This window comes from Pseudomonas sp. OA65 (genome assembly GCF_017498305.1).
Taxonomy (GTDB): domain Bacteria; phylum Pseudomonadota; class Gammaproteobacteria; order Pseudomonadales; family Pseudomonadaceae; genus Aquipseudomonas; species Aquipseudomonas zanjanensis.
Genome location: NZ_JAGDEZ010000026.1, coordinates 57436 through 84145, shown reverse-complemented (window position 1 = coordinate 84145; position 26710 = coordinate 57436). Strand labels below are relative to the sequence as shown.

23 protein-coding genes are annotated in these 26710 nt (G+C 62.4%); 14 read left to right on the top strand and 9 right to left on the bottom strand.

Features of this window, described 5'->3' with window-relative positions; translation table 11 throughout:
- Positions 1-702 precede the first annotated feature (702 nt).
- Entirely contained in the window at positions 703-2352 is a 1650-nt protein-coding gene (locus tag J3361_RS20475; protein ID WP_207966091.1) for an acyl-CoA dehydrogenase family protein, read from the bottom strand.
- 70 nt (positions 2353-2422) lie between these two features.
- Complete coding sequence (locus J3361_RS20470; protein ID WP_207966090.1) at positions 2423-4807, bottom strand: hybrid sensor histidine kinase/response regulator; 2385 nt, start codon at positions 4805-4807, stop codon at positions 2423-2425.
- 420 nt (positions 4808-5227) lie between these two features.
- On the opposite strand from J3361_RS20470, the gene J3361_RS20465 reads away from it, so the two are divergent.
- The 4 genes from J3361_RS20465 to J3361_RS20450 all read left to right on the top strand — a co-directional run bounded on the left by J3361_RS20465 (position 5228) and on the right by J3361_RS20450 (position 8753).
- The gene (locus tag J3361_RS20465) at positions 5228-6025 is read left to right on the top strand and encodes a hydroxymethylpyrimidine/phosphomethylpyrimidine kinase (protein ID WP_024616125.1); all 798 of its coding nucleotides are present in this window, start codon (positions 5228-5230) and stop codon (positions 6023-6025) included.
- 17 nt (positions 6026-6042) lie between these two features.
- On the top strand, positions 6043-6669 hold the full coding sequence (gene thiE, locus J3361_RS20460; RefSeq protein ID WP_207966089.1) for a thiamine phosphate synthase: 627 nt from the start codon (positions 6043-6045) through the stop codon (positions 6667-6669).
- A gap of 28 nt (positions 6670-6697) precedes the next feature.
- On the top strand, positions 6698-7981 hold the full coding sequence (hemL, locus tag J3361_RS20455; protein WP_207966088.1) for a glutamate-1-semialdehyde 2,1-aminomutase: 1284 nt from the start codon (positions 6698-6700) through the stop codon (positions 7979-7981).
- A 217-nt stretch (positions 7982-8198) separates the two neighbouring features.
- Positions 8199-8753 carry a tetratricopeptide repeat protein gene (locus J3361_RS20450; protein WP_207966087.1) on the top strand — a complete coding sequence of 185 codons (555 nt, stop codon included), beginning with the start codon at positions 8199-8201 and terminating at the stop codon, positions 8751-8753.
- Between the two features lie 188 nt (positions 8754-8941).
- On the opposite strand, the gene J3361_RS20445 is transcribed toward J3361_RS20450, so the two are convergent.
- Complete coding sequence (locus J3361_RS20445; protein ID WP_003185742.1) at positions 8942-9271, bottom strand: DUF1820 family protein; 330 nt, start codon at positions 9269-9271, stop codon at positions 8942-8944.
- Positions 9272-9404: 133 nt separating this feature from the next.
- On the opposite strand from J3361_RS20445, the gene miaB reads away from it, so the two are divergent.
- From miaB to lnt, 5 genes are all read left to right on the top strand, one after another.
- Complete coding sequence (miaB, locus tag J3361_RS20440) at positions 9405-10733, top strand: tRNA (N6-isopentenyl adenosine(37)-C2)-methylthiotransferase MiaB (RefSeq protein WP_178084284.1); 1329 nt, start codon at positions 9405-9407, stop codon at positions 10731-10733.
- Between the two features lie 217 nt (positions 10734-10950).
- Positions 10951-11961: a PhoH family protein gene (locus J3361_RS20435; protein ID WP_186706558.1), complete on the top strand. Its 1011-nt coding sequence runs from the start codon at positions 10951-10953 to the stop codon at positions 11959-11961.
- Positions 11954-12412: an rRNA maturation RNase YbeY gene (gene ybeY, locus J3361_RS20430; RefSeq protein ID WP_207966086.1), complete on the top strand. Its 459-nt coding sequence runs from the start codon at positions 11954-11956 to the stop codon at positions 12410-12412. The genes J3361_RS20435 and ybeY overlap by 8 nt, the downstream gene beginning before the upstream one ends.
- A gap of 40 nt (positions 12413-12452) precedes the next feature.
- On the top strand, positions 12453-13292 hold the full coding sequence (locus J3361_RS20425; protein WP_003205870.1) for an HlyC/CorC family transporter: 840 nt from the start codon (positions 12453-12455) through the stop codon (positions 13290-13292).
- 27 nt (positions 13293-13319) lie between these two features.
- Positions 13320-14843: an apolipoprotein N-acyltransferase gene (lnt, locus tag J3361_RS20420; protein WP_207966085.1), complete on the top strand. Its 1524-nt coding sequence runs from the start codon at positions 13320-13322 to the stop codon at positions 14841-14843.
- Positions 14844-14993: 150 nt separating this feature from the next.
- Here the strand turns inward: lnt and J3361_RS20415 are convergent, their stop codons facing one another.
- Both J3361_RS20415 and J3361_RS20410 read right to left on the bottom strand, forming a co-directional pair.
- Positions 14994-15755 (bottom strand): YdcF family protein, encoded by a 762-nt coding sequence (locus tag J3361_RS20415; RefSeq protein ID WP_207966084.1) that lies wholly within the window; start codon positions 15753-15755, stop codon positions 14994-14996.
- Between the two features lie 102 nt (positions 15756-15857).
- Complete coding sequence (locus J3361_RS20410; protein WP_181289424.1) at positions 15858-16178, bottom strand: hypothetical protein; 321 nt, start codon at positions 16176-16178, stop codon at positions 15858-15860.
- Positions 16179-16471: 293 nt separating this feature from the next.
- Here J3361_RS20410 and leuS point away from each other — a divergent pair, with 293 nt between their 5' ends.
- The 5 genes from leuS (at position 16472) to J3361_RS20385 (ending at position 22640) form a co-directional block, all read left to right on the top strand.
- Positions 16472-19078: a leucine--tRNA ligase gene (gene leuS, locus J3361_RS20405; RefSeq protein ID WP_207966083.1), complete on the top strand. Its 2607-nt coding sequence runs from the start codon at positions 16472-16474 to the stop codon at positions 19076-19078.
- 90 nt (positions 19079-19168) lie between these two features.
- A complete protein-coding gene (gene lptE, locus J3361_RS20400; protein ID WP_207966082.1) occupies positions 19169-19774 on the top strand; it encodes an LPS assembly lipoprotein LptE in 606 nt (201 codons plus the stop codon).
- Between the two features lie 39 nt (positions 19775-19813).
- Positions 19814-20851: a DNA polymerase III subunit delta gene (gene holA, locus J3361_RS20395; RefSeq protein ID WP_003205880.1), complete on the top strand. Its 1038-nt coding sequence runs from the start codon at positions 19814-19816 to the stop codon at positions 20849-20851.
- A 229-nt stretch (positions 20852-21080) separates the two neighbouring features.
- Positions 21081-21245, top strand: a complete 165-nt coding sequence (arfA, locus tag J3361_RS20390; RefSeq protein ID WP_030140368.1) for an alternative ribosome rescue factor ArfA — start codon at positions 21081-21083, stop codon at positions 21243-21245.
- A gap of 72 nt (positions 21246-21317) precedes the next feature.
- Complete coding sequence (locus J3361_RS20385) at positions 21318-22640, top strand: lytic murein transglycosylase (RefSeq protein WP_207966081.1); 1323 nt, start codon at positions 21318-21320, stop codon at positions 22638-22640.
- Positions 22641-22769: 129 nt separating this feature from the next.
- Here J3361_RS20385 and J3361_RS20380 read toward each other — a convergent pair whose 3' ends face one another.
- The 4 genes from J3361_RS20380 to J3361_RS20365 all read right to left on the bottom strand — a co-directional run bounded on the left by J3361_RS20380 (position 22770) and on the right by J3361_RS20365 (position 26687).
- A complete protein-coding gene (locus J3361_RS20380; RefSeq protein ID WP_207966080.1) occupies positions 22770-23714 on the bottom strand; it encodes an LD-carboxypeptidase in 945 nt (314 codons plus the stop codon).
- A gap of 1026 nt (positions 23715-24740) precedes the next feature.
- Complete coding sequence (gene lipA, locus J3361_RS20375) at positions 24741-25739, bottom strand: lipoyl synthase (RefSeq protein ID WP_170847669.1); 999 nt, start codon at positions 25737-25739, stop codon at positions 24741-24743.
- A gap of 25 nt (positions 25740-25764) precedes the next feature.
- A complete protein-coding gene (gene lipB / locus J3361_RS20370) occupies positions 25765-26412 on the bottom strand; it encodes a lipoyl(octanoyl) transferase LipB (RefSeq protein WP_186730295.1) in 648 nt (215 codons plus the stop codon).
- A complete protein-coding gene (locus J3361_RS20365) occupies positions 26412-26687 on the bottom strand; it encodes a DUF493 domain-containing protein (protein WP_053125656.1) in 276 nt (91 codons plus the stop codon). The genes lipB and J3361_RS20365 overlap by 1 nt, the downstream gene beginning before the upstream one ends.
- Between the last annotated feature and the right edge of the window lie 23 nt (positions 26688-26710).

The following is a 26710-nucleotide window of genomic DNA, read 5'->3' as shown; positions in this document are numbered from 1 at the left end:
TCCCACAAGGTTCGGTGGTGTACTCCGATGTTGCGTACAGCTCAGATCCACTGTGGGAGCGAGCCTGCTCGCGATAGCGGTGTATCAGCCACTACAGATGCTGGATGGGCCGACGCTTTCGCGAGCAGGCTCGCTCCCACAAGGTTCGGTGGTGCACTGCGATGTTGCATACAGCTCAGATCCACTGTGGGAGCGGGCTTGCTCGCGAAAGCCGTGTATCAGTCAATACAGATGCTGGATGGGCCGACGCTTTCGCGAGCAGGCTCGCTCCCACAAGGTTCGGTGGTGTACTGCGATGTTGCGTACAGCTCAGATCCACTGTGGGAGCGAGCCTGCTCGCGAAAGCCGTGTATCAGTCAATACAGATGCTGGATGGGCCGACGCTTTCGCGAGCAGGCTCACTCCCACAAGGTTCGGTGGCGTACTCCGATGTTGCGTACAGCTCAGTTCCACTGTGGGAGCGAGCCTGCTCGCGATAGCGGTGTGTCAGACACCACAGATGTTAGCTGTGCCGACGTTTTCGCGAGCAGGCTCGCTCCCACAAGGTTCGGTGGTGTACTGCGATGTTGCGTACAGCTCAGATCCCCTGTGGGAGCGGGCTTGCTCGCGAAAGCCGTGTATCAGTCAATACAGATGCTGGATGGGCCGACGCTTTCGCGAGCAAGCCCGCTCCCACAGGGGCCTGTGCCGACCTGAGCCTTCTTAAAAGCCGTGCGGGGTCGAGCGGGCGACGATGGCCTCGACATTCAAGCCCCGAGGCAAGGCACCGTAAACCCGGCCGGTCGAACCCAGGCGGCTGGCGATGAACGCATCGCTGACTTCGCTATTGCCCGCTTCGAGCAACAGCTTGGCTTGCAGGCCCACCGCGATGTCTTCGGTCAATTGCCGGGCGCGGTACTGGATGTCGTCGGTGTCCTTGAACGCGGCGTGCAGTTGGTGGATTTGGCCGGCCAGGCGCTTGTCGCCATGGCCGTCGCCCAATTCGCTGAACAGAACCTCCAGCACACCGGGCTCCTTGGACAAGGCGCGCAACACGTCGAGGCATTGCACGTTGCCGGAGCCTTCCCACGTCGAGTTGACCGGTGCTTCGCGGTACAGGCGCGGCAGGATGCTGTCTTCAACGTAGCCGGCGCCGCCCATGCATTCGGCGGCTTCGTTGATCATCGCGGGGGCGCGCTTGCAGATCCAGTACTTGCCCACCGCCGTCACCAGCCGGGCGAACTTGGCCTCGTGCTCGTCATTCAAGTGGTCCAGCGCCCGGCCCATGCGCAGGCTCAAGGCCAATGCGGACTCGCTTTCCAGCGCCAGGTCAGCCAGGACGTTTTGCATCAGCGGCTGTTCACTCAACAGCTTGCCACCGACCTTGCGGTGCGCGCAGTGATGGCTGGCCTGGGTCAGTGCCTGGCGCATCAGGGCGCTGGAGCCGACCATGCAATCGAAGCGGGTCATGGCGACCATCTCGATGATCGTCGGTACGCCCCGCCCTTCTTCCCCGACCATCCAGGCCAGTGCGCCACGGAACTCGACTTCGCTGGAAGCGTTGGAGCAATTGCCCAGCTTGTTCTTCAAGCGCTGGATGTAGAACTGATTGCGCGTGTCATCGGGACGATGGCGCGGCAGCAGGAAACAGGTCAGGCCCTTGTCGGTCTGGGCCAGCGTGAGGAAGGCGTCGCACATCGGCGCCGAACAGAACCATTTGTGGCCCACCAGTTCATAGGCCTGGCCCGGGCCGCTGGCGCCCACCGGATAGGCCTTGGTGGTGTTGGCCCGCACATCGGTGCCGCCCTGTTTTTCAGTCATCGCCATGCCCAGGGTCACCCCGGCCTTGTGGGCCATGCCGACGTTGCGCGGGTCGTATTCGGTGGCCAGCACCTTCGGCACCCAGCGCTCGGCCAGGTCCGGCTGCAAGCGCAGCGCCGGCACGCTGGCAAACGTCATGGTCAGCGGGCAACCGGTGCCAGCTTCGGCCTGGCTGTGTAGATAGGTCATCGAGGCACGGGCGACATGCGCGCCGGGCTGCGGCTGGGCCCAGGGCAAACTGGGCAGGCCATGCTCGACGGCGGTGCGCATCAACTGGTGATAAGCCGGATGGAACTCCACCAGGTCGATGCGATGGCCGTAACGGTCATGGCTGGAGAACACCGGTTTGTTCTGGTTGGCCAGGAAGCCCGCTTCCATCAACGGCCCGCCGGCCAGCGCCCCATACGCATCGATCCGCGCCTGCGCCCAACCGGCCCCAAAGCGCTGCGACCACTGCTGCAGCGGCAGGTCGATGCGGTACAGGTTGGCGCCATCCAGGGACGGCGGCTGATTGGTGACGTCGTGGGTTTCAGCGAACTGATGCAGGTTCATGACAGGGCTCCTCGATCGGCAGGGATTCAGTTAAGCACCGCCTCCAGGCCGAACAAAGTGTCATATACGCCTAAATATCGGCGCTTTCACCCTGCTCCGGACAAAGCACCCGACGCTGGAGCGTCGCCTGCAATGCCTCGAATTTCACCGGTTTGCTCAGGTAATCGATCAACGCGCCCGACGGGCAGCACGCCTGGCCCAGGTTCGGGCTGACCACCAGCAACGGCAGCTCCTCACAGCCGGATAACGCGCGGATCTGGCAGCAGACCGACACACCGTCCAACGGTGGCGATTGGCAATCGAGCAGTACCGCATCGAAGCGCTCGTCGTGCAGCAGTTCCAGCGCGGCGCAGCCGCTGTCGGCGGTGCGCACGCGATAACCCAACTTGAGCAACATGCCGCGCATGACCAACTGATCGATGTTGTTGTCATCCGCCAGCAGCACCGTGCAATCCTGGGGCTGGCGCGAGCCCTGGCGGCCCCCGAAGGAAAACGGCGTCGGGACGGCCGCCGGCAAGGCGACGTCAACCTCCACGTCCAATTGGAAACGGCTGCCACGACCAGGCTCGGACGAGTGGGTCAGGTGTCCACCCAGCAGTTCCACCAATTGCCGACAGATCGCCAGGCCCACGCCGAGACCGCCGTATTCCCGGGTCATCGAGCCGTCGAGCTGGAAGAAGCGCTGATACAAAGTCGCCTCCCCCAGGTCGGTAAATCCGATTCCGGTGTCGATGACGGCAAAGGACAACACCACCCGACCGAACTCCGTCGGCCGGCCGCTGACGCGTAGGGCCAGGCCGCCCACCCGGGTGAACTTGATGGCGTTGTCCAACAGGCATTCCAGGCTTTGGGCCAGTTTGCCGCTGTCGCCGAGCAAGCGGTCCGCCAGGCCTGGGGCTACGTCGACCTTGAAATCCAGGCCCTTGGCCGCGGCATTGGCGCCGAACTGCAACTGCAGCGCATCGACCACCCCGCGCAGGCTGAACGGCGCCGGATAGACCTTGAGCTTGCCGGCCTGCAACTCGGTGAGGGTGAGCATGCCGTTGACCATGCGCATCATGTCCCGCGCCGAACCGGCGGCGGTCTGTTGGTATTGGGTCAGTTCCTCGTCCATCTCGACGGTTTCCATCAACTCCAGGGAGCCGATCACGCCATTCATCGGCGTGCGCAGTTCGTGGGTCAAGGTGGCGAGGAATTCATCCTTGAGCTTATTGCCGTGGGCCAGTTGCTGGTTGAGCACTTCGAGCTTCTGCCCGGCGTCCAACAGGGTCTGGGCCTGCTGTTCGCGCATGGCATTGATGCGATCGGCCAGGGCCAGGGACAACAGCGCCACTTCGATGGCCGAGCCGATCTGGCTGGCGTACATGGTCAGGAAGACGTTCGGCAGGTAGCCCAGCACCATCAAGGTATTGATGATGCCTCCCAGCAGAAACGCCGACCAGGCAATGATGAAATAACGCGCCACCCGCAGGCCACGCCACCAGGCGAACAGCCCGGCGGCGAAGATCGCCACCGTGAACACCAGCGCCAACGCCGTGGCCAGGCGCAGCGCCAGGGCATAGCTGGTCATCAGCGACAGGCCGACCACCACGGCGCTGTAGGCGATCAATGCGAGCAGCAAGCGATCCATCCAGCGGCCATGCTGGGCGGTTTGCAGGAAGCTGCGGGCGAACTGGCTGCCGAACAGCCCCGCGCAACCGATGAAGAACGGTGTCGCGGCGTTGGCCCACCAGGGGTTGTCCGGCCAGAAGTACTCGACGGCGGCGCCGTTGACCGACAACTGGTACAGGCCGAACGAGGCGATATAGAAGATGTAATAGAGGTAGCTGGTATCGCGCACGCTCAGGTAGATGAACAGGTTGTACACCAGCATCCCCAGCAGCACGCCATAGATGATGCCCAGCACATACAGGCGCACCGGCTGTTGCTCGAGGTACGCGGTGCTCGACCACAGCGTCAACGGCGCCTGGATCGAACCCTGGCTTTGCAGGCGCAGGTAGACGGTCTGCCGCTGCTCGGGCTTGAACGCCAGGCTGAACAAGTAATTGTTCTGGCGGATTTCGCGATTGGCGAATGGCAACGCGTCACCGGTCTGGCGAACCAGGCGATAGGCTCCCGCCGCGTCGGGCAGGTACAGATCGAGGTGGTCCAGCGGCGGGTACGCCAGCTCCAGCAGCCAGGTGCGCTGGGCGTCCGGATTGGCGGGGCGATAGTGCAGGTCGATTTTCAGCCAGAAGGCTGACCGTGAGTAACCGGCGTTCAGCGTGGTTTTATCGTGGGGTTTGAAAACACCCGCCGCGGATTGGGCCAGGACCTCGTCAATAGTGGCCGTGCCGGCCGCGTCTTCGAACACTTGCAGGGCATGGCCCAAGGGCAGGCTTTGGGTGAATTCATCGAATTCGAGGGCACTTGCCAGCGAGGGCAAGCACAGCAGCAACATCAGCAAATAGCGCATTTAAGCCCCAGCGTGGCCTGTCCGGTTGAGTCAGGAAGCCCCCCATTCCCTGAGTAGACGTAAAACCGGCATTACCTGTTATGTGTTGGATCCATCCCTAGCATAGCCGCTGATGGCCAATTTGCACCATTGAAATTTTTCCGACAGAGGGCTCTAGAACGGGCGTTTCAGAGCAAAGCATTGAGCTAGAGCTGTTGCATTGGTCAGGTCGCAATTTCGTCGGCGCGGAGTTCTATTGTGGCGAGGGGATTTATCCCCGTTGGGCTGCACAGCAGCCCCAATAATTGTCGCCGCGCTATACCAGCCAGTTTGAATGGGGGCGCTTCGCACCCCAGCGGGGATGAATCCCCTCGCCACAGATGACCTCCATCATCACAGGTACACGCCGACCAGACGGGTTTGGTGGTAAGCTCGCGCACCATGAATATCTACAGCTCTCGCCCCGTTGTCCTCTGTCTCTCCGGCCATGATCCCAGTGGTGGCGCCGGCTTGCAGGCAGATATCGAAGCCCTGCTCGCCCAGGGTTGTCACGCCGCCCCGGCCGTTACCGCATTGACCGTGCAAGACACCGTCAACGTCAGCGATTTCCGTGTGCTCGACCGTGAGTGGGTGCTGGCGCAAGCCAATGCCGTGCTCAACGATGCCCAAGTGGCAGCAGTCAAGCTGGGAATGCTCGGCTCACTGGAAATGGTCGACACGGTGGTCGAACTGCTCCAGGCGCACCCGCATCTGCCGATGGTCTGCGACCCGGTGCTGCGCGCCGGCGGTGGTGGGCGCCTGGGCAAGGATGAGGTCGGCTACGCCATGCGCGAACGCCTGTTACCCCTGGCGATCATCGCCACCCCCAACCTGCCTGAAGCACGCATCCTCGCCGAACTGCCCGAAGGCAGCGCCGACGAGTGCGCGGAAAAACTGCTGCCCTTCGTCAAACACCTGTTGATCACCGGTGGTCATGGCGACGAACATGAAGTCCATAATCGCCTGTACAGCCGCGATGGCCGCCGCGAAACCTTTACCTGCCAGCGCTTGCCTGGCAGCTACCACGGTTCCGGCTGCACCCTGGCCAGCGCCCTCGCCGGTCGGCTGGCCCAGGGCGAACAGCTCGCCAGCGCCGTCAAGACAGCGCTGGACTACACCTGGCGCACCTTGCGCGATGCCGAACAACTGGGCAAAGGCCAGTTCGTCCCGCGTCGCCTGCCGCTGGATTTCTGCTCGTAGCACCGGAGGCCTGTGGAATGAAATTACGTGGCCTTTACGCCATCACCGATAGCCAATTGCTGGCCGGCAAGTTCCTCGCTTATGTCGAAGCGGCGCTGGAAGGTGGCGTGACCCTGCTGCAATACCGCGACAAAAGCAGCGACGAGGCCCGCCGCCTGCGGGAAGCCGAAGCCCTGCGCAACCTGTGCGAGCGCTACAAGACCCAGTTGATCATCAACGACGACGCCGAGCTGGCCGCACGCCTGGGCGTCGGCGTGCACCTGGGCCAGACCGACGGCCCGTTGGCGCCGGTACGGGCATTGCTCGGGCACAAGGCAATCGTCGGCGCCACCTGCCACGCCAGCCTGGCACTGGCCGAACAGGCCGCCAGCGAAGGCGCCACCTATGTCGCGTTCGGGCGCTTCTTCAGTTCCAACACCAAGCCCGGCGCCCCCAGCGCAAACCTTGAACTGCTCGAACAGGCGCACATCAAACTGCATATCCCGGTCTGCGCCATTGGCGGCATCACCCTGGAGAACGCCGCCCCGCTGGTGGCCCACGGGGTCGACCTGCTGGCGGTGGTCCACGGCCTGTTCGGCGCCGACAGCACCACTGAAGTGACGCGCCGTGCCCGCGCCTTCAACGCGCTGCTGCAGATCAAATAGTCCATTTTTCGTTTTCGAGAGCCCAACCATGTCCCGTTCCGAAACCCTGTTTGCCAACGCCCAGAAACACATCCCCGGCGGCGTGAACTCGCCTGTTCGTGCGTTCAAGAGCGTCGGCGGCACCCCGCTGTTCTTCAAGCACGCCGAAGGCGCGTACGTCACTGACGAAGACGACAAGCGCTATGTCGACTACGTCGGCTCCTGGGGCCCGATGATCCTCGGCCACAGCCATCCGGACGTGCTGGATGCGGTGCGCAAGCAATTGGTCCACGGCCTGTCCTACGGCGCCCCGACCGCGATGGAAACCGAGATGGCCGACCTGGTCTGCTCGATCGTGCCGTCGATGGAAATGGTGCGCATGGTCAGCTCCGGCACCGAGGCGACCATGAGTGCCATCCGTCTGGCGCGGGGCTACACCGGTCGCGACAGCATCATCAAGTTCGAAGGCTGCTACCACGGCCACTCCGACAGCCTGCTGGTCAAGGCCGGCTCCGGCGCACTGACCCAAGGCGTGCCGAGTTCGGCCGGCGTACCGGCGGCCTTCGCCAAGCACACCCTGACCCTGCCGTTCAACGACCTCGAAGAAGTCGAAAAGATGCTCGGCGAAGTCGGCCAGGAAGTGGCGTGCATCATCGTCGAGCCGGTGGCCGGCAACATGAACTGCGTGCCGCCAGCGCCGGGTTTCCTCGAAGGCCTGCGCAGCCTGTGCGACCAGCATGGCGTGGTGTTGATCTTCGACGAAGTGATGACTGGCTTTCGCGTGGCCCTCGGCGGCGCCCAGGCCCATTACGGCGTTACCCCGGACCTGAGCACCTTTGGCAAGATCATCGGCGGCGGCATGCCGGTGGGCTGCTTCGGCGGCAAGCGCACGATCATGGAATGCATCGCGCCGCTGGGCCCGGTCTACCAGGCTGGCACGCTGTCGGGCAACCCGTTGGCCATGGCCGCCGGCCTGACCACCCTGCGCCTGATCAGCCGCCCGGGCTTCCACGCCGAGCTGACCGACTACACCACCCGCCTGCTCGACGGCTTGCAGATCCGCGCCGACGCGGCCGGCATCCCTTTCGTGACCACCCAGGCTGGCGGCATGTTCGGCCTGTATTTCAGCGGCGCCGATGACATCGTCACCTTCGAAGACGTCATGGCCAGCGATGCCGATCGGTTCAAACGCTTCTTCCACCTGATGCTCGATGGCGGCGTGTACCTGGCCCCGAGCGCGTTCGAAGCCGGCTTCACCTCCATTGCCCATGGCGAGACCGAGCTGAAGATTACCCTCGACGCGGCCGAACGGGCCTTCGCGGCGCTGAAGTAAGCCTGTGGATAACTGACGCTGGCTGACGCCGGCGTCAGTGATTGCTGACAACCTCCCGCCCTTTTCCTACGTATTTATGCCCGAAGCTGCTATTAGCATTCCCTCGCAGCAGAAAAACGAGTAAAGACTTTGTAAGGATGGCCCCGCTTATTTCATAATGCGCGCTTATTGGATCCCCCGGAGGGTCCGCGCGCCCCTCAGAGGTAAGTCGATTCCCATGAACCGCACCGGCCGCACCCTTGCCTTGGGCTGCCTGTTGCTCCTTCAGCCGCTGCTGGCGAATGCACAGGCAGGCGGCAACTCGTTGTTGATCCCGGCGCTGGGCCGTTGCACGCTCAACACCCAGCCACAAGATCTCGCACCGGCACTCGACGCCTGTCAAAAAGCGGCGGAGGCCGGTGATGCACAAGCGCAATACGAGTTGGGCGAGTTCTATTACGAAGGCAAGGCGGCACCGCGCGACCTCAAGCAAGCCCTAAACTACTTCGAGAAAGCCTCGCTGCAAGGCCATGCCCAGGCGCAATTCAAGCTCGGCGGCATGTTCTTCCATGGCGAAGGCGTGCCGGCCAACAACGTCCAGGCCTACATCGTGTTGAAGATGGCCGCGGTCAACGGCGCCGAAGAGGCACTGGACACCGCCGACGAAGTCGCCGAGCAGATGCCTCGCGATGAATTGGAAGTGGCGACCCAGGTGCTGGGCCAGATCTTTCGCAAATACCTGATGGAATTGCAGAACGCCGATGGGCGTACGCCCTTCTCACCATTGCCTTGAATCCACCGCAGACCCTTGTGGCGAGGGGATTTATCCCCGCTGGGCTGCGAAGCGGCCCCAAAGCAGTCAACTCAATCAATCTCTAATACCGAGGTGTCAGGTTTTAGGGCCGCTTCGCGCCCCAGCGGGGATAAATCCCCTCGCCACAAAGGCCGCGCTCGGCTCCTTTTCTCTTAACTGACTGACAACTACTTCTCAGGCATCGGCATCGGAAACGGCATCACATTGCCGACCGCGCCGCGGGCTTCGCTGATTTTCGGGGTGCCCAGGCGTTCGACTTCGTCGATACGCACGATCGAATGCATCGGCACGAAACTGCGCACCACGCCTTCGAACTGTGCCTTGAGCTTTTCTTCGCTCGGGTCGACGACCACCTGCGTGCGCTCGCCAAAGACGAATTCTTCCACTTCCAGGAAGCCCCACAGATCACTTTGATAGATCTGCTTGGCGTACATTTCGAACACCTGGCCCTGGTTGAGGAAAATCACCTTGTAGATTGGAGCTTCACGTTTGGTCATGGCTGGCGAAACACATCGGCGGGTAAAAATGAGGGCGCGAACTATAGCATAGCCGCTGCTCGCGCAGCGGTAGGAACTGGGGGACTTGTTGCCTATAATGCGCGGTTCTTTGAATCACGTGATGACCCCGTCCATGGCCAAGAAGCTTTACATCGAAACCCACGGTTGCCAGATGAACGAGTACGACAGCTCGCGCATGGTCGATCTGCTGGGTGAACACCAGGCCCTGGAAGTCACCGCCCGCGCCGAAGACGCGGATGTGATCCTGCTCAACACCTGCTCGATCCGTGAGCGCGCCCAGGACCGGGTGTATTCCCAGCTCGGCCGCTGGCGTGAACTGAAGCTGGCCAACCCGGAAATGGTCATCGCCGTGGGCGGTTGCGTGGCCAGCCAGGAAGGCGCGGCCATTCGTGATCGCGCTCCGTACGTGGACGTGGTCTTCGGCCCGCAGACCTTGCACCGTCTGCCGGAGATGATCGACGCCGCCCGCAGCACCAAGCTGCCGCAAGTGGACGTCTCGTTCCCGGAAATCGAAAAATTCGACCACCTGCCCGAACCGCGCATCGACGGCCCCAGTGCCTACGTGTCGGTGATGGAAGGTTGCAGCAAGTACTGCACGTTCTGCGTGGTGCCCTACACCCGAGGCGAAGAAGTCAGCCGGCCGTTCGACGACGTGATCGCCGAGATCATCCACCTGGCGGAACACGGCGTACGCGAAGTGACCCTGCTGGGGCAGAACGTCAACGGCTATCGCGGCCTGACCCATGACGGGCGCCTGGCGGACCTCGCCGAACTGATCCGCGTCGTGGCGGCAGTGGATGGCATCGACCGCATCCGCTACACCACGTCTCACCCGCTGGAGTTCTCCGACAGCCTGATCCAGGCCCACGCCGAGGTTCCCGAACTGGTCAAGCACCTGCACCTGCCGGTGCAATCGGGTTCCGACCGGATCCTCGCGGCCATGAAGCGCAACCACACGGCGCTGGAGTACAAATCCAAACTGCGCAAGTTGCGCGCGGCAGTGCCGGGGATCTGTATCAGTTCGGACTTTATCGTCGGCTTCCCCGGCGAAACCGAGAAAGACTTCCAGCAAACCATGAAGTTGATCGAAGACGTGGGCTTCGACTTCTCCTATTCCTTCGTCTATAGCCAACGCCCCGGCACCCCGGCGGCCGACTTGGCGGACGAAACCCCGGAAGAAGTCAAAAAGGAACGACTCAACGCCTTGCAGCACCGCTTGAACCAGCAGGGCTTCGAGATCAGCCGACAAATGGTCGGCTCCGTCCAGCGGATTCTGGTGACCGATTATTCGAAAAAAGACCCCGGCGAGCTGCAAGGGCGTACCGAAAACAACCGCATCGTCAACTTCCGCTGCGACACCCCAGCGCTGATCGGCCAGTTCGCCGACGTGCACATCGACGCCGCGCAACCGCACTCGCTGCGGGGTTCGCTCATTCAGTGAGCACTTATTCCCCTGTGGGAGCGAGCCTGCTCGCGATAGCAGTGTGACAGTCAATATCAATATTGAATGTGACGCCCTCATCGCGAGCAGGCTCGCTCCCACAATGGACTGTGCCAAGCCTTGAGATCAGATTCGCCTGTTTAAGAGCTTTCGCACCCAGCCTACTGGCGTTATCCTTGATTTCACCTTAATTGCCCCTGGGCGGCTAAAAACGACCTTGAACGCACCCATCGAACCACATCGCTTTATTCTCGAGCCCTTTGAGGCTCGCCGCTTCGCCAATCTGTGCGGGCAATTCGACGAGCACCTGCGCTTGATCGAACAGCGCCTGGCCATCGAGATCCGCAACCGCGGAAACCAGTTCGAACTGATCGGCGAACCCAAGCACACCACCTCCGCGGAAAACCTGCTGCGCCGTCTCTACCGGGAAACCAAGGGGAGCGAGCTGTCGCCGGATACGGTCCACCTGTTCCTCCAGGAATCGGCTGTCGAAGAACTCGACAACCCCGCCCCGTCGGAACCTGCCGTGGCCCTGCGCACGAAAAAAGGCATGATTCGCCCTCGCGGCTTGAATCAGCAGCGCTACGTGAAGGAAATTCTCGGCAACGACATCAACTTCGGCATCGGCCCGGCCGGTACCGGCAAGACCTACCTGGCCGTGGCCTGCGCCGTCGATGCGCTGGAACGTGAACAGGTGCGACGCATCCTGCTGGTGCGACCGGCGGTCGAAGCCGGCGAAAAACTCGGCTTCCTTCCTGGCGACCTGGCCCAGAAGATCGACCCGTACCTGCGCCCACTCTATGACGCGCTGTACGAAATGCTCGGCTTCGAATACGTCGCCAAGCTGATCGAGCGCCAGGTCATCGAAGTCGCACCGCTGGCCTACATGCGCGGTCGGACCCTGAACAACAGCTTCATCATCCTTGACGAAAGCCAGAACACCACGGTCGAGCAGATGAAAATGTTCCTGACCCGGATCGGCTTCGGCTCCACCGCCGTCATCACCGGGGACATCACCCAGGTCGACCTGCCCCGTGGCACCAAGTCCGGGCTGAACCATGTGATCCAGGTCCTCAAGGACGTGCCAGGCATCAGTTTTACGCATTTCATGCCCAAGGACGTTGTGCGCCACCCGTTGGTGCAGCGCATCGTCGAAGCCTACGAGCGGTTCGAACATCGCGCCGAGGAAGAGCTGGCCGAGAGCAAAGGCAATGGCCGCAATGCTTGAACTCGACCTGCAAGTGGCCAGTAAACTCGCCGCCCCCAGCGAAGCCCAGTTCCGCCAATGGTGCGAACTGGCGCTGCGCCAGCGCAGCGCCGACTCCGAACTGACGATCCGCCTGGTGGACGAACCCGAAGGCCGCGAACTGAACCACACCTGGCGGCAGAAAGACTACGCCACCAACGTGCTGTCGTTCCCCGCCGATGTTCCCGACGAACTGCTCGACATCCCGTTGCTGGGCGACCTGGTGATCTGCGTCCCGGTGGTGGAGCGTGAAGCGGCGGAACAAGACAAGACATCTGAGGCCCACTGGGCCCATCTGGTGATTCACGGCTGCTTGCATCTACTGGGTTACGACCATATAGAAGATGACGAAGCCGAAGAAATGGAAGCACTGGAACGAACGTTGCTTGCAGAGCTGGGTCATCCCGACCCCTACGCCGGCGACGAACACTGATACATCAACCTGTAACGACAAAGGGTTCAGAGTAATCGCTATGAGCGAAGATCGATCGAGCAACGGGCAAAAGTCATGGCTGGGCAAGCTCACCCAGGCTTTTGCCCATGAGCCGAAAAACCGCCAGGAGCTGCTGGAGCTGCTGCGCGATGCACACCAGAACAAACTGCTGGACAGCGAAGCGCTGGCCATCGTCGAAGGCGCCATCCAGGTCGCTGACCTGCAAGTCCGGGACATCATGGTCCCGCGCTCGCAGATGGTCAGCATCAAGGCGACCCAGACCCCGCGTGAATTCCTGCCCGCCGTGGTCGACTCCGCTCACTCGCGCTACCCGGTCGTCGGCGAGAGCCATGACGATGTCATGGGCGTGCTGCTGGCCAAGGACCTGCTGCCGCTGATCCTCCAGGAGAACGGCGACAGCTTCAACATCAAGGACCTGTTGCGCCCGGCCACCTTCGTGCCCGAGTCCAAGCGCCTGAACGTGCTGCTGCGTGAATTCCGCGCCAACCACAACCACATGGCCATAGTCATCGACGAGTACGGCGGCGTGGCTGGCCTGGTCACCATCGAAGACGTGCTCGAGCAGATCGTCGGCGACATCGAGGACGAGCACGACGTCGAGGAAGACAGCTACATCAAGCCATTGCCCAGCGGCGACTTCCTGATCAAGGCCCTGACGCCGATCGAGAACTTCAACGAATTTTTCGACAGCCAATTCTCCGACGATGAGTTCGACACCGTCGGCGGCCTGGTGATGAGCGCTTTCGGGCACCTGCCCAAGCGCAACGAAACCACGGAAATCGGCTCCTGGCGCTTCCGCATCCTGAATGCCGACAGCCGTCGGATTCACTTGCTGCGCCTGTCACCCATTGGCCGATAACCCCTGCGAGACCCGCTAAGGACACACATGCGCTGGATAACCCGCCCCGGCTGGCCCGGTAACCTGCTGGCCGTGGCGGCCGGTGCGATCACCACCCTGGCCCTGGCGCCGTTCGATATCTGGCCGCTGGCATTGCTGGCGGTCGGTTTGTTCTATGCCGGGTTGCGCGAACTCTCGCCGCGCCAGGCCCTGGGCCGAGGCTGGTGTTTCGGTTTCGGTCTGTTTGGCGCCGGCACCAGTTGGATCTACGTCAGCATCCATAACTTCGGCGGCGCCTCGGTGCTGCTCGCCGGGTTGCTGATGCTGCTGTTCATCGCCGCCATCGCCTGGTTCTTCGCCCTGCCCGCCTGGCTGTGGGCGCGCTGGTTGCGCCGCAACGAAGCACCACTGGCCGATGCCCTGGCATTCGCCGCACTGTGGTTGGGCCAGGAAGCGTTTCGCGGCTGGTTCCTCACTGGTTTCCCATGGCTGTACTCCGGCTACAGCCAGCTCGACGGCCCCCTGGCCGGCCTCGCGCCATTGGGCGGGATGTGGCTGATCTCCTTCACCCTGGCCCTGACCGCCGCGCTGCTGTACAACGCACCCCGGTTGATCCGCGGCGCCCGCAAAGGCTTTATTGCCGCGGGCGTGTTGCTGTTGATCGGCCCATGGGTGGCCGGCATGGCGCTCAAGGGCCACGCCTGGACCAGCCCCTCGGGCGACCCGCTGAGTGTCGCGGCGATCCAGGGCAACATCGAACAAAGCATGAAGTGGGACCCCGAACAGCTCAACGCCCAGTTGGCGCTGTACCGCGACATGAGCTTCGCCTCCAAACGCGTCGACCTGCTGATCTGGCCGGAAACCGCGGTGCCGGTGCTCAAGGAGTCCGCCCAGGGCTACCTGGACATGATGGGCAACTTCGCCGCCGAACGGCAGTCGGCGTTGATTACCGGCGTGCCGATCCGGCAACTGGTGCGCCACGAAAAGCGTTACTACAACGGCATCACCGTGACCGGCGAAGGTGACGGGACTTATTTGAAGCAAAAGCTCGTGCCGTTCGGCGAATACGTGCCCCTGCAGGACATCCTGCGCGGCCTGATCGCCTTCTTCGACCTGCCGATGTCGGACTTCGCCCGGGGCCCGGCCGACCAGCCGTTGCTGCAAGCCAAGGGTTACCAGATCGCGCCGTTCATCTGCTATGAAGTGGTCTACCCGGAGTTTGCCGCCAGCCTGTCAGCGCGCAGCGACTTGTTGCTCACCATCAGCAACGACACCTGGTTCGGCACCTCGATCGGCCCGCTGCAACATCTGCAAATGGCCCAGATGCGTGCCCTGGAAGCCGGCCGCTGGATGATCCGCGCCACCAACAACGGCGTGACCGGCCTGATCAACCCCTTCGGCCAGATCACCGCACAGATCCCGCAATTCGAGCGCGGCATCCTGTATGGCGAAGTGGTGCCGATGCACGACCTGACCCCGTACCTGCAATGGCGGTCGTGGCCGCTGATCGTTTTGTGCGTGCTGTTGCTGGGCTGGGCGTTGATGGCGGGACGGATGGCCAGGACGGTTTAACTCGTTCCCCCATGTGAATGAAAAACCCTGTGGCGAGGGAGCTTGCTCCCGCTGGTCTGCGCAGCAGGCCCTTTTTTTGGGGCCGCTTCGCGACCCAGCGGGAGCAAGCTCCCTCGCCACAACAGCGATCACCTCGCTCCACGGGGTGTTTCAGCGATAGAACAACCAATACCCCACCAACCCCACCGCCTCGTTCATCAACTGCCCGGACTGCCAGATCGCCTTGAACTCCGGCATCCAGCCACCCAGTGGCCGGGCGTTGTCCTGACCGAGGAACCCGACAGGCGCCGGCACCACTTCAAAACCCGAGCGTTCGAAACTCCAGACCGCCCGCGGCATATGCCAGGCCTGGGTGACCACCACGACTCGCTTGATGCCGGCGGGCAGCAGGATCTCGGCGCTCATTTGGGCGTTTTCCCAGGTCGTACGGCTGCGTTCTTCCTGCCAGCGCACGGTCACGCCGAAATCATCGAGCATCGAGTCGGCCATCAGCTTCGCTTCACTGGGCGGGGTGCCGTAGTGCAAGCCGCCGGTTGTCAGCACGGGCAAGCCCGAAGCCTTGGCCAGCCGCGCCGCATAACGCTGGCGCTCGAGCCCCACACCGGTGGGCTGGTCGGCCCCCCAGGCCGGGTCACCGCGCTCGCGACCGGAACCCAGCACCACGATGGCGTCGGCACGCTGGGCCAGGGTCGCCCATTCACTGCGCAGCAGCGGTGGATCACGCTCCAGGGCCTTGGCGCTCCACTGCACCACCACCGGCAGGCTCATCAGCCAGAAGCCGCCCAATCCCACGACGAAACACAGGCGGGCCAGGCGCGGTCGTGAATGGCGCCACCACCAGGCGAGCGCCAACAGCAGTAAAAGAATGCCGGGGGGCAATAAAAGTTGTTTGATGAAATAGCGAAACGGCATCGGGCATCTCCATAGATGCCCGAAGCCTAGGTGGGTTGACGCAAAGCGACAACAGATTCGAAAAAACCTTGAATCAAAAAAAGCGACACGCGTGATCCGGCGTTACTTGAACTGCAGTGACCGGACCTTTACAGCATCCTTGTCAGGCGTCCGGTCCTTGAGCCACACAACTTTGGCCGAACGGGGCGCATCGAGACGCTTGTTTGCCTGGGCCCCAATTGCAGGGGCCTGGTGCCCGACCTGCTCAAGGTAGGCCTTGACCAGTTCGAACTCTGCGGGGCTCAGGCCTCGCAGCTCCAGCTCTGCCGGGCGTTCATCACGCAAGCGACCGGCGGTTCTTGCAGCGTCCAGGGCCACCCCGAGACGATCGATCAGTTTTTCATACAACTCAGGTGTAGCGACTTTTCGTTGTGATTCAACCATCCCTCACCTCATTGAAGATAAGACTCACTCCCCATTGAGAAGCTTAGCTTCGCTGGGCAAACCGGCAGGGCGCCGCGACCAACGGCCCTGAACACGGGTCCTTGCCAGTGGTCGCCGATCGCCGACACGCAATCTAAGGTTTCCCTCGGTAGAGTGCGGTCATGTATGCTACGGCGCTTCCTGTAACTCCACTTCCAGCTTGGCTGGGCATCGAAAACGCCGCATTTGGCGTCGTCTGCGTCCAGCATGGCCACGAAGAGGATTGGGCCACCCCATTCAGTACAAAAGTAGCCATGCACGAACACTACCAGCCCCGTGAAATCGAAGCCGCCGCCCAGTCGTTCTGGGACGAGCAAAAGTCCTTTGAAGTCAGTGAACAGCCAGGCAAGGAGACGTTCTACTGCCTGTCGATGTTCCCTTACCCCAGCGGCAAGCTACACATGGGGCACGTGCGCAATTACACCATCGGCGACGTGATCTCCCGCTATCAGCGCATGCAAGGCAAGAACGTCCTGCAACCCATGGGTTGGGACGCCTTCGGCATGCCGGCGGAAAACGCCGCGATGAAGAACAACGTGGCCCCCGCCAAGTGGACCTACGAAAACATCGCCTACATGAAGACCCAGCTGCGCAGCCTGGGCCTGGCGGTGGACTGGTCCCGCGAAGTGACCACCTGCAAGCCCGACTACTACCGCTGGGAACAATGGCTGTTCACCCGCCTGTTCGAAAAAGGCGTGATCTACCGCAAGAACGGCACCGTGAACTGGGACCCTGTGGACCAGACCGTACTGGCCAACGAGCAAGTGATCGACGGCCGAGGCTGGCGCTCCGGCGCGCTGATCGAAAAGCGCGAGATCCCGATGTACTACTTCAAGATCACCGCCTACGCGGATGAACTCCTGGAGAGTCTCGACGAACTGACCGGCTGGCCCGAGCAGGTCAAGACCATGCAGCGCAACTGGATCGGCAAGTCCCGGGGCATGGAAGTGCAGTTCCCGTACGACGTCGCCTCCATCGGTGAAGCCGGCACCCTGAAAGTCTTCACCACCCGCCCCGACACGCTGATGGGCGCCACCTATGTGGCCGTGGCCGCCGAGCATCCGCTGGCGACCCTGGCCGCCCGCAACAACCCTGAGCTGCAGGCGTTCATCGCCGAATGCAAGGGCGGCAGCGTCGCCGAAGCCGACGTCGCCACCCAGGAGAAGAAAGGCCTGCCGACGTCGCTGTTCGTCGAGCACCCGCTCACCGGCGAAAAACTGCCGGTGTGGGTCGCCAACTACGTGCTGATGCACTACGGCGACGGCGCGGTCATGGCCGTGCCGGCCCACGACGAGCGTGATTTCGAATTCGCCCACAAGTACAACCTGCCGGTCAAACCGGTCGTGCGCACCAGCGCCGGCGACCAGACCCCGGCACCTTGGCAGGACGCCTACGGCGAACACGGCGAGCTGATCAACTCCGGTGAGTTCAACGGCCTGGATTTCGCCGGCGCGTTCGATGCCATCGAAGTGGCCCTGATCAAGAAGAACCTCGGCGCCTCGCGCACCCAGTTCCGCCTGCGCGACTGGGGCATCAGCCGCCAGCGCTACTGGGGTTGCCCGATCCCGATCGTGCATTGCGACACCTGCGGTGACGTACCGGTGCCGGAAGATCAACTGCCCGTGGTCCTGCCGGAAGACGTCGTACCCGACGGCGCCGGTTCGCCCCTGGCACGCATGCCCGAGTTCTATGAGTGCAGTTGCCCGAAATGCGGCGCACCGGCCAAGCGTGAAACCGACACCATGGACACCTTCGTCGAGTCCTCCTGGTACTACGCCCGCTACGCCTCGCCGCACTATGAAGGTGGCCTGGTGGAAAAATCCGCGGCTGACCATTGGTTGCCGGTGGACCAGTACATCGGCGGCATCGAACACGCCATTCTCCACCTGCTCTATGCGCGCTTTTTCCACAAGCTGATGCGTGACGAAGGCCTGGTGAGCTCCAACGAGCCGTTCAAGAACCTGCTGACCCAAGGCATGGTGATCGCCGAGACTTACTATCGTCGCGAAGCCAACGGTGCCTACACCTGGTTCAACCCGAGCGACGTCGAGCTCGAACGCGACAGCAAGGCCAAGGTCATCAGCGCCAAGCTGATCGCCGACGGCCTGCCGGTGGAAATCGGCGGTACCGAGAAAATGGCCAAGTCGAAGAACAACGGCGTGGACCCACAGTCGATGATCGACCAGTTCGGCGCGGACACCTGCCGCCTGTTCATGATGTTCGCCTCGCCGCCTGACATGAGCGCAGAGTGGTCCGATTCGGGCGTCGAAGGCTCGCACCGCTTCCTCAAGCGCGTCTGGCGTCTGGCCCAAGCCCATGTCACCCAGGGCCTGCCGGGCAAACTGGACGTCGCCGGCCTGAACGACGAGCAGAAAGCCGTTCGCCGCTCGATCCACCTGGCCATCAAGCAGGCCAGCCATGACGTCGGCCAGAACCACAAATTCAACACCGCCATCGCCCAGGTGATGACGCTGATGAACGTGCTGGAGAAAGCCGCCCAAGGCACCGAGCAGGATCGCGCACTGATTCACGAAGGCCTGGAAGCCGTGACGCTGCTGCTGGCGCCGATCACGCCGCACATCAGCCACGAGCTGTGGAATCAACTGGGTCACGCCGACCCGGTGATCGACGCCCGCTGGCCACTGGTGGACGAAACCGCGCTGGTGCAGGACAGCCTGACCCTGGTCATCCAGGTCAACGGCAAGCTGCGCGGCCAGATCGAAATGCCGGCCGCCGCCACGCGCGAAGAAGTCGAAGCTGCGGCGCGGGCCAACGAAAACGTGCTGCGCTTCGTCGATGGCCTGACGATCCGCAAAGTGATCGTCGTGCCCGGCAAGCTGGTCAACATCGTCGCAAGCTAATTGGATCGGGCGCCAGGCTCGAGCCTGGCGCCGAATACAACCTGCGGGGTCGCCTGGTCGACCCCCATAGGGTTCAAGGGGAGCAACAAGATGATCAAACGTAATCTGCTGGTAGTGGGCCTGGCGGTCCTGTTGAGCGCCTGCGGCTTCCAACTGCGCGGCACCGGCACCACCGAGCTGGCGATCAAGGAACTGGACCTCAGCGCACGGGACGCCTATGGCGACACCGTCAAGATGCTGCGCGACAGCCTGGAAAACAGCGGTGTGAAAGTCTACGCCGGGGCGCCGTACAAGCTGGTGCTGACCCGTGAACAGCAAAGCCAGCGCAGCCTGAGCTATGCCGGTGCCGGCAGTTCGGCCGAGTACGAACTGAACAACGTGCTGAGCTATGAGATCCGCGGCCAGAACGGCCTGCTGCTGTTGGACGACAAACTGCAGATGCAGAAGGTCTACCTGCACGACGGCAACAACATTACCGGTTCCGACCAGGAGTCGAGCGAAGTGCGCGACGAAATGCGTCGTGACCTCGTGCAACGCATGATGCTGCGTCTGCAACAGCTGAGCCCGGCCCAACTGGACGAGCTGCAACAGACCGCCGACGCCAAGGCCAAGGCCGAAGCCGAAGCGCTGGAAGCGGCACGCAAGGCTGAGGCGGAAACCCCGCAACAGTCGCCGATGCAGATCCCGGCTGAATAAGCCTTGTGGGGCGCTCCGGTGCCCCACTCGCCTTCTCTTATGAAGCTCGCTCCCGCCCAACTCGGCAAACACCTGCAAGGCGCCCTCGCGCCGGTCTACATCATCAGTGGCGATGACCCGCTGCTGTGCCAGGAAGCCGCCGACGCCATCCGCTCTGCTGCACGCCAGCAAGGCTTCGATGAACGCCAGGTCTTCGCCGCCGACGCCAGTTTCGACTGGGGTACCTTGCTGCAGGCTGGGGCGAGCATGTCCCTGTTCGCCGAAAAACGCCTGCTGGAACTGCGCTTACCGTCTGGCAAGCCCGGTGACAAGGGCGCCGCCGCGCTGATCGAGTATTGCTCACGCCCGGCCGAGGACACGGTGCTGCTCATCAGCTTGCCGAAACTCGACGGCAGCGCGCAGAAGACCAAATGGGGCAAGGCCCTGGTGGAAGGTCCGCAGACCCAGTTCGTGCAGATCTGGCCGGTGGACGTCAGCCAGTTGCCCAGTTGGATCCGTCAGCGCCTGTCCCAGGCGGGTCTCTCGGCCAGCCAGGACGCCGTGGAGCTGATTGCCGCCCGGGTCGAAGGCAACCTGCTGGCCGCCGCCCAGGAAATCGAAAAGCTCAAACTGATGGCCGAGGGCGGGCAGATCACCGTGGAAACGGTGCAGGCCGCCGTGGCCGACAGCGCGCGCTTCGATGTCTTCGGGCTGACCGACGCGATCCTCAATGGTGAAGCCGCCCATGCCTTGCGTATGCTCGAAGGCCTGCGGGGCGAAGGCGTCGAACCGCCGGTGATCCTCTGGGCCCTGGCTCGGGAATTGCGCCTGCTGGCCAACCTGTCCCTGCAATACAGCCAGGGCGTACCGCTGGACAAAGCCTTCAGCCAGGCCCGCCCCCCCGTCTGGGACAAGCGCAAGCCACTGATGAGCAAGGCCCTGCAACGCTATTCCGCCTCGCGCTGGGCGCAATTGCTGCTCGAGGCCCAGCGCATCGATGCTCAAATCAAGGGCCAGGCCGCCGGTTCGCCGTGGATGAGCCTCAGTCGGTTGTCGCTGTTGATGGCCGGGCAGCGGTTGACCCTACCCGCTGAATAAACCTCCCTTGAAAGCGCACCGCAATACCTGTGGCGAGGGGATTTATCCCCGCTGGGCTGCGCAGCAGCCCTAAAACCAGCCACCTAGGTGTGTCAGGCGAATCGCATCCAGCTCTCTTGGGGCTGCTGCGCAGCCCAGCGGGGATAAATCCCCTCGCCACAAGACTGGACAACCACCCAACTCTGTCCCATGATTTGCCCCGCAAAACCACCCCACGAGAGATCCCACCATGAGCAAAAAGCCATCCAGGCATGGCCCCAACAAAGCCAAGTCCATCGTCGCCCAGCCCCTGTTCCGCAGCCGCCAGGAACGACCTGCCAAGGGCAAGGGCAGCTACCGCCGCGAAGCCTTCCAGTCTGACAACTGGGAGGCTTCTTGCTTTCTGGCCGCTTGAAACACTCGGACAAGCCCTACGCCCCTTTCGCATGATAAGGTCAGCACCTGATTTGTATTTCTGGACCCGTGCATGCCCTTCTGTCTTTCCCATCGTTGGCCACTGCGCCAAATGATTGTTGCCGCAAGCGTTGTCCTGCTTGTCGCCTGCGCCGAAAAACCTACTGCCGCCGACGCCCAACCGCTCCAGACAGCTCCCGTCGTGACCGCGCCGGCCATTGTGCCGCCCGTGGTACCCACCGGCGACGACCTGGCCATTGCGCCCACCCAGACTTTCGCTGAATGGCAGGCCGGGTTTCGCAAGGAAGCACTGGCCGCCGGGATCCGTGCCGATTTGTTCGACCGTGCGTTTGTCGGCGTCAGCCCGGACATGAGCGTGATCAAGGCCGACCGCAGCCAACCGGAATTCACCCGCCCCGTGTGGGAATACCTCGACGGTGCGCTGTCGCCGCTGCGGGTCAACAAGGGCAAGAGCCTGATCCAACAGAACGCCCAGATCCTGCAAAGCATCGAGCAGCGTTATGGCGTCGATCGCGAGGCGCTGGTGGCGGTATGGGGCATGGAGAGCAACTTCGGCCAATTCCAGGGCAGCAAGTCGGTGATCAACTCCCTGGCGACCCTGGCCTACGAAGGACGGCGCCCGGGCTTTGCCCATGCGCAATTGATCGCCGCACTGCAAATCCTGCAACAGGGCGATATCACTCCGGAAAAAATGCTCGGCTCCTGGGCCGGCGCCATGGGCCAGACCCAGTTCATTCCCACCACGTACAACACCCATGCGGTGGACTTCGATGGTGACGGACGCCGCGACATCTGGGGTAGCTCTACCGACGCCCTGGCATCGACCGCGCACTACCTGCAAAGCTCCGGCTGGCAGCGCGGCCAGCCGTGGGGGTTCGAGGTCTCGCTCAACGAGGGCTTCGACTATACGCTGGCTGATGGCACGATCCGCAAGCCCGTCTCTGAATGGATGCGCCTAGGCGTCTCGGAATCTGGCGGCCTGCCTATCGCCCCAGAGGACAAGCAGCTCTCGGCGTCCCTGCTCCTGCCGGCGGGCCATCGCGGCCCGGCGTTCCTGATCTTCGATAACTTCCGCGCCATCCTCAAATACAACAACTCATCGTCCTATGCCTTGGCGGTCGGGTTGTTGTCGAAGCGCTTCACCGGTGCAGGGTTGGTCTACGGCCAATGGCCAAAGGAAGACCTGCCCCTGAGCCGCAGCGAACGCGTGGAACTGCAAACCCTGCTGGGCAAGCACAACTACGACGCGGGCAACCCCGACGGCATCATCGGCGCCAACACCCGCAAAGCCATCCGCAGCGCCCAGCAGTCGTTCGGCTGGCCGGCGGATGGGTATCCGACGCAGCAACTGCTTGAGGCGTTGCGCAACCGCTGAATTGCGGTATGGCTACTACCGCTTTCGCGAGCAGGCTCGCTCCCACAGTGGCCGCGTTCCGTCAGGGAAACACGGTCGACTGTGGGAGCGAGCCTGCTCGCGATGGCTGACTTCCAAGCGACAACTATTTTAGCGGCTGACCACCACATCCTGCTCCAACACCAACCGCTTCTCCCCCGCATCCAGCGTCACCAACGCGCCCATGGGCAAGGTCAGGTTCGGATCGCAATGCCCGCTGCGCCAGCCGGACAACACCGGGATGCGCAATGGCGCGAAGGTCTGCTTGAGCAACCGGTTCAACGCTTCAAGGTCTACCCCCGCTATATCCCCTACCAGGACCCCGCGCAACTTCGCCAGGGTGCCCGCCAGTCGCAATTGAGTCAGCAGACGATCGATGCGATACAGCGGTTCGTTGACATCTTCGATGAACAGGATCACACCTTCGGCGTCGATTTGATAAGGCGTGCCCATGGTCGCGGCGATCATCGAGAGGTTGCCGCCCAGCAGACGTCCGTGGGCGATGCCTGGCTCGACGGTGGTCAATGGGTAGGCGGCGGGGTGGCTCAGCAGGCTGCCGGCTTTCACCTGCCCACGTAGCAGGCTGAAGAACGAGGTGACGGTTGGGGGTTCCTTGTCGCCCAGCAGATCGGCGTTGAGCATCGGGCCGTGAAAGGTCACGAAGCCGGCGTAACGGCTGATGGCCAGGTGGAGGGCGGTGATGTCGCTGTAGCCGATGAATGGCTTGGGGTTGCGGCGTATGAGGTCGAAGTCGATGCGATCCAGCAGCCGGGGGGTGCCGTAGCCGCCGCGCAGGCAGATGATGGCTTTGATTTCTGGGTCGGCGAAGGCGGCGTGCAGGTCGTTGAGGCGTGTGTCGTCGCTACCGGCGAGGTAGCCGTCTTTTTCGTAGACGCCTGGGAAGATGCGCAGTTCGTGGCCCCTTGCGCGCATCCATTGGGTGGCTTTTTCGGTGTCCAGGGGGGCGGGGCCGGCTGGGGCGATTACGGCGATCAGGCCTTCTTTAGGGAGGGCTGGGACGGGGTGGTGTGGGGTTAGAGTCTGGGTGGCTTCCATGGGTTTCCCGGTTTGTAGGCGTACTTTTGCGTGTATATCCGTTTCTGCGGTAACGGCCACTTAGGGTTCCGCTCTTACAGCGGGTCACTTTTGGAAGAGCGCCAAAAGTAACCAAAAACGCTTTGCCCCACCACTCGGCACCTCGCCTAGGCTCGGTGTGCCCTCACTCCGGCATTGCTCCGTGGGCCGCCGCGAAGGGCCATCCATGGCCCAGCGCGGCTACCTCGGCATCCATGCCGAGGTGCCCACTGCGCAATACCTGCGTTCGGCCAGCGTGGTTTAACGGGGCGTCTCAGATCAAGATCAAGATCAAGATCAAGATCAAGATCAAGATCAAGATCAAGATCAAGATCAAGATCAAGATCAAGATCAAGATCAAGATCAAGATCAAAAGCAAAGCAAAGCAAAGCAAAGCAAAAGCGGTCGGGGCTGGCATTTGTGTGGCTGCACCACTGCTATCGCGAGCAAGCTCGCTCCCACATTAGATCTTCAGCGGACACAAAACTCATATACACCGCTTGCTCCCACATTGGAGCTGCAGCAGACACAAACCCCATATACACCGCAAAAACCTGTGGGAGCGAGCCTGCTCGCGAAGAGGCCGGCACATCCAACATCGCAGCAAACTGACCCACCGCCTTCGCGAGCAGGCTCGCTCCCACAATTGGATCGAAGTACGACTGCCAGAGCCAGGTCGGCTATCAGGCCGCCTCGCTTTGGCTTTGGCTTTTGATCTTGATCTTGATCTGGGGCGCCCCGTTAAACCACGATGGCCGAACGCAGGCATTGTGGAGTGGGTATCCCGGCATGGATGCCGGGATAGCCGCGCTGGGCCATGGATGGCCCTTCGCGGCGGGCCCACGGAGCAATGCCGGAGTGAGGGCATGCCGAGCCTAGGCGAGGCACCGAGTGGTGGGGCAAGAGCGTTTTGGTTACTTTTGCGCTTTTCAAAAGTGACCCGCCGTAAGGGCGGAACCATAAGTAGCCGTTACCGAAGAAACGGATATACACACCACCCCAAAAAAATCAGGCCCCCAAAAGCTCAGCCTTGACCAACTTAGCCTGCTCATCCGCATGATACGAAGACCGCACCAACGGCCCCGAAGCCACGTTCTTGAACCCCATCTTGTACCCTTCCTCAGCAAACCAGGCAAAGGTATCCGGGTGCACAAACCGCTGCACCGGCAAGTGACTACGGGACGGCTGCAGATACTGCCCCAGGGTCAGCATGTCAATGTCATGCTCACGCATGCGCTTCATGACCTCGATAACCTCCTCATCCGTCTCACCCAAGCCCAGCATCAAGCCAGACTTGGTCGGAATGTGCGGCATCATCTGCTTGAAGCGCTGCAGCAAGGTCAGCGACCACTGGTAATCCGAACCCGGACGCGCAGCCTTGTACAGGCGTGGCACGGTTTCCAGGTTGTGGTTGAACACATCCGGCGGCTCGGCGGCGGTGATTTCCAGGGCGATGTCCATGCGACCACGGTAATCGGGCACCAGGGTTTCCAGCTGCACGTTCGGCGACAGCTTGCGGATCTCGCGGATGCAGTCGGCAAAGTGCTGGGCACCGCCGTCACGCAGATCGTCGCGGTCCACCGAGGTGATGACCACGTACTTGAGCTTCAGGTCGGCGATGGCGATGGCCAGGCTTTCCGGCTCGTTGGTGTCCAAGGGCTTCGGACGGCCGTGGCCGACGTCGCAGAACGGGCAGCGACGGGTGCAGATGTCGCCCATGATCATGAACGTGGCGGTGCCGCCTGAGAAGCACTCGCCCAGGTTCGGGCAGGAGGCTTCTTCGCAGACGCTGTGCAGCTTGTGCTTGCGCAGCAGGGCCTTGATCCGGTCGACTTCCGGGGAAACCGGGATGCGCACGCGGATCCAGTCGGGTTTCTTCGGCAATTCGGTGGTAGGGATGATCTTGACCGGGATGCGTGCAACCTTCTCGGCGCCGCGCAGCTTGACGCCGGCCTCTACCTTGGCACGCGGGGCCGGACGCTCGGTGACGTCCAGCGTCGGGATCATGGTTTGCACTGCATCAGTAGTCATATCAGTCGATTCCGCCCGTGAGGGTCGTCTGCTCAGCATAGTCGAGGTGTTTGACGAGCTGCGCGCGCAGCCGGGCACTTACCTCGGCAAATTCAATCGATCCTGCGTGCTCGCTCAACTGGGTCATCGCCAGTCCCGCGTAGCCGCAGGGATTAATCCGTCGGAATGGCGCCAGGTCCATGTCCACGTTCAACGCCAGGCCATGAAACGAACAGCCGTGGCGGATCCGCAAACCCAGGGACGCGATCTTCGCCCCATCGACGTAGACACCCGGCGCATCCGGCTTGGCCGCCGCCGTCACTCCGTAGCTGGCCAGCAGCTCGATCAGGCACGTCTCCATGCGGGTGACCAGCTCGCGCACGCCAAACCCCAGCTTGCGCACATCCAGCAACAGGTACGCGACCAGTTGGCCAGGACCATGGTAGGTCACCTGCCCGCCCCGGTCGACCTTCACCACCGGGATATCCCCCGGCAGCAACAGGTGCTCGGCCTTGCCGGCCTGGCCCTGGGTGAACACCGGCGGATGTTCCACCAGCCAGACCTCATCGTCGGCGCTGGTGCCGCGTTCGTTCGTGAAGCGTTGCATGGCATGCCAGACCGGCTCGTAAGCCATCGTGCCCAACTCGCGAAAGCCCAGCGTGCCCGGCATCACAACACCATGTGCACGAAACCGGTGGCGCGCAGCTCGCTGTTGATGTCGTAGAGCTGTTCCTGACCGGTGGCAATGATGTGCAACTGGATCGTCGTGTACTTGCCGTTGGTACTCTGGCGCTCGGCCAGGGTCTTGTGGTCAACGGTGGCATGTTTTTCAAGGATCGCGATGATCTTGTCCTTGAAACCCACACCGGTGTCGCCGATTACCTTGATCGGGTAATCCGCGCAGGGAAATTCGATTTTTGGCGCCTTTACTTCAGAATCTGTCATGGCGTAACGGCCTCGTAAGCCGT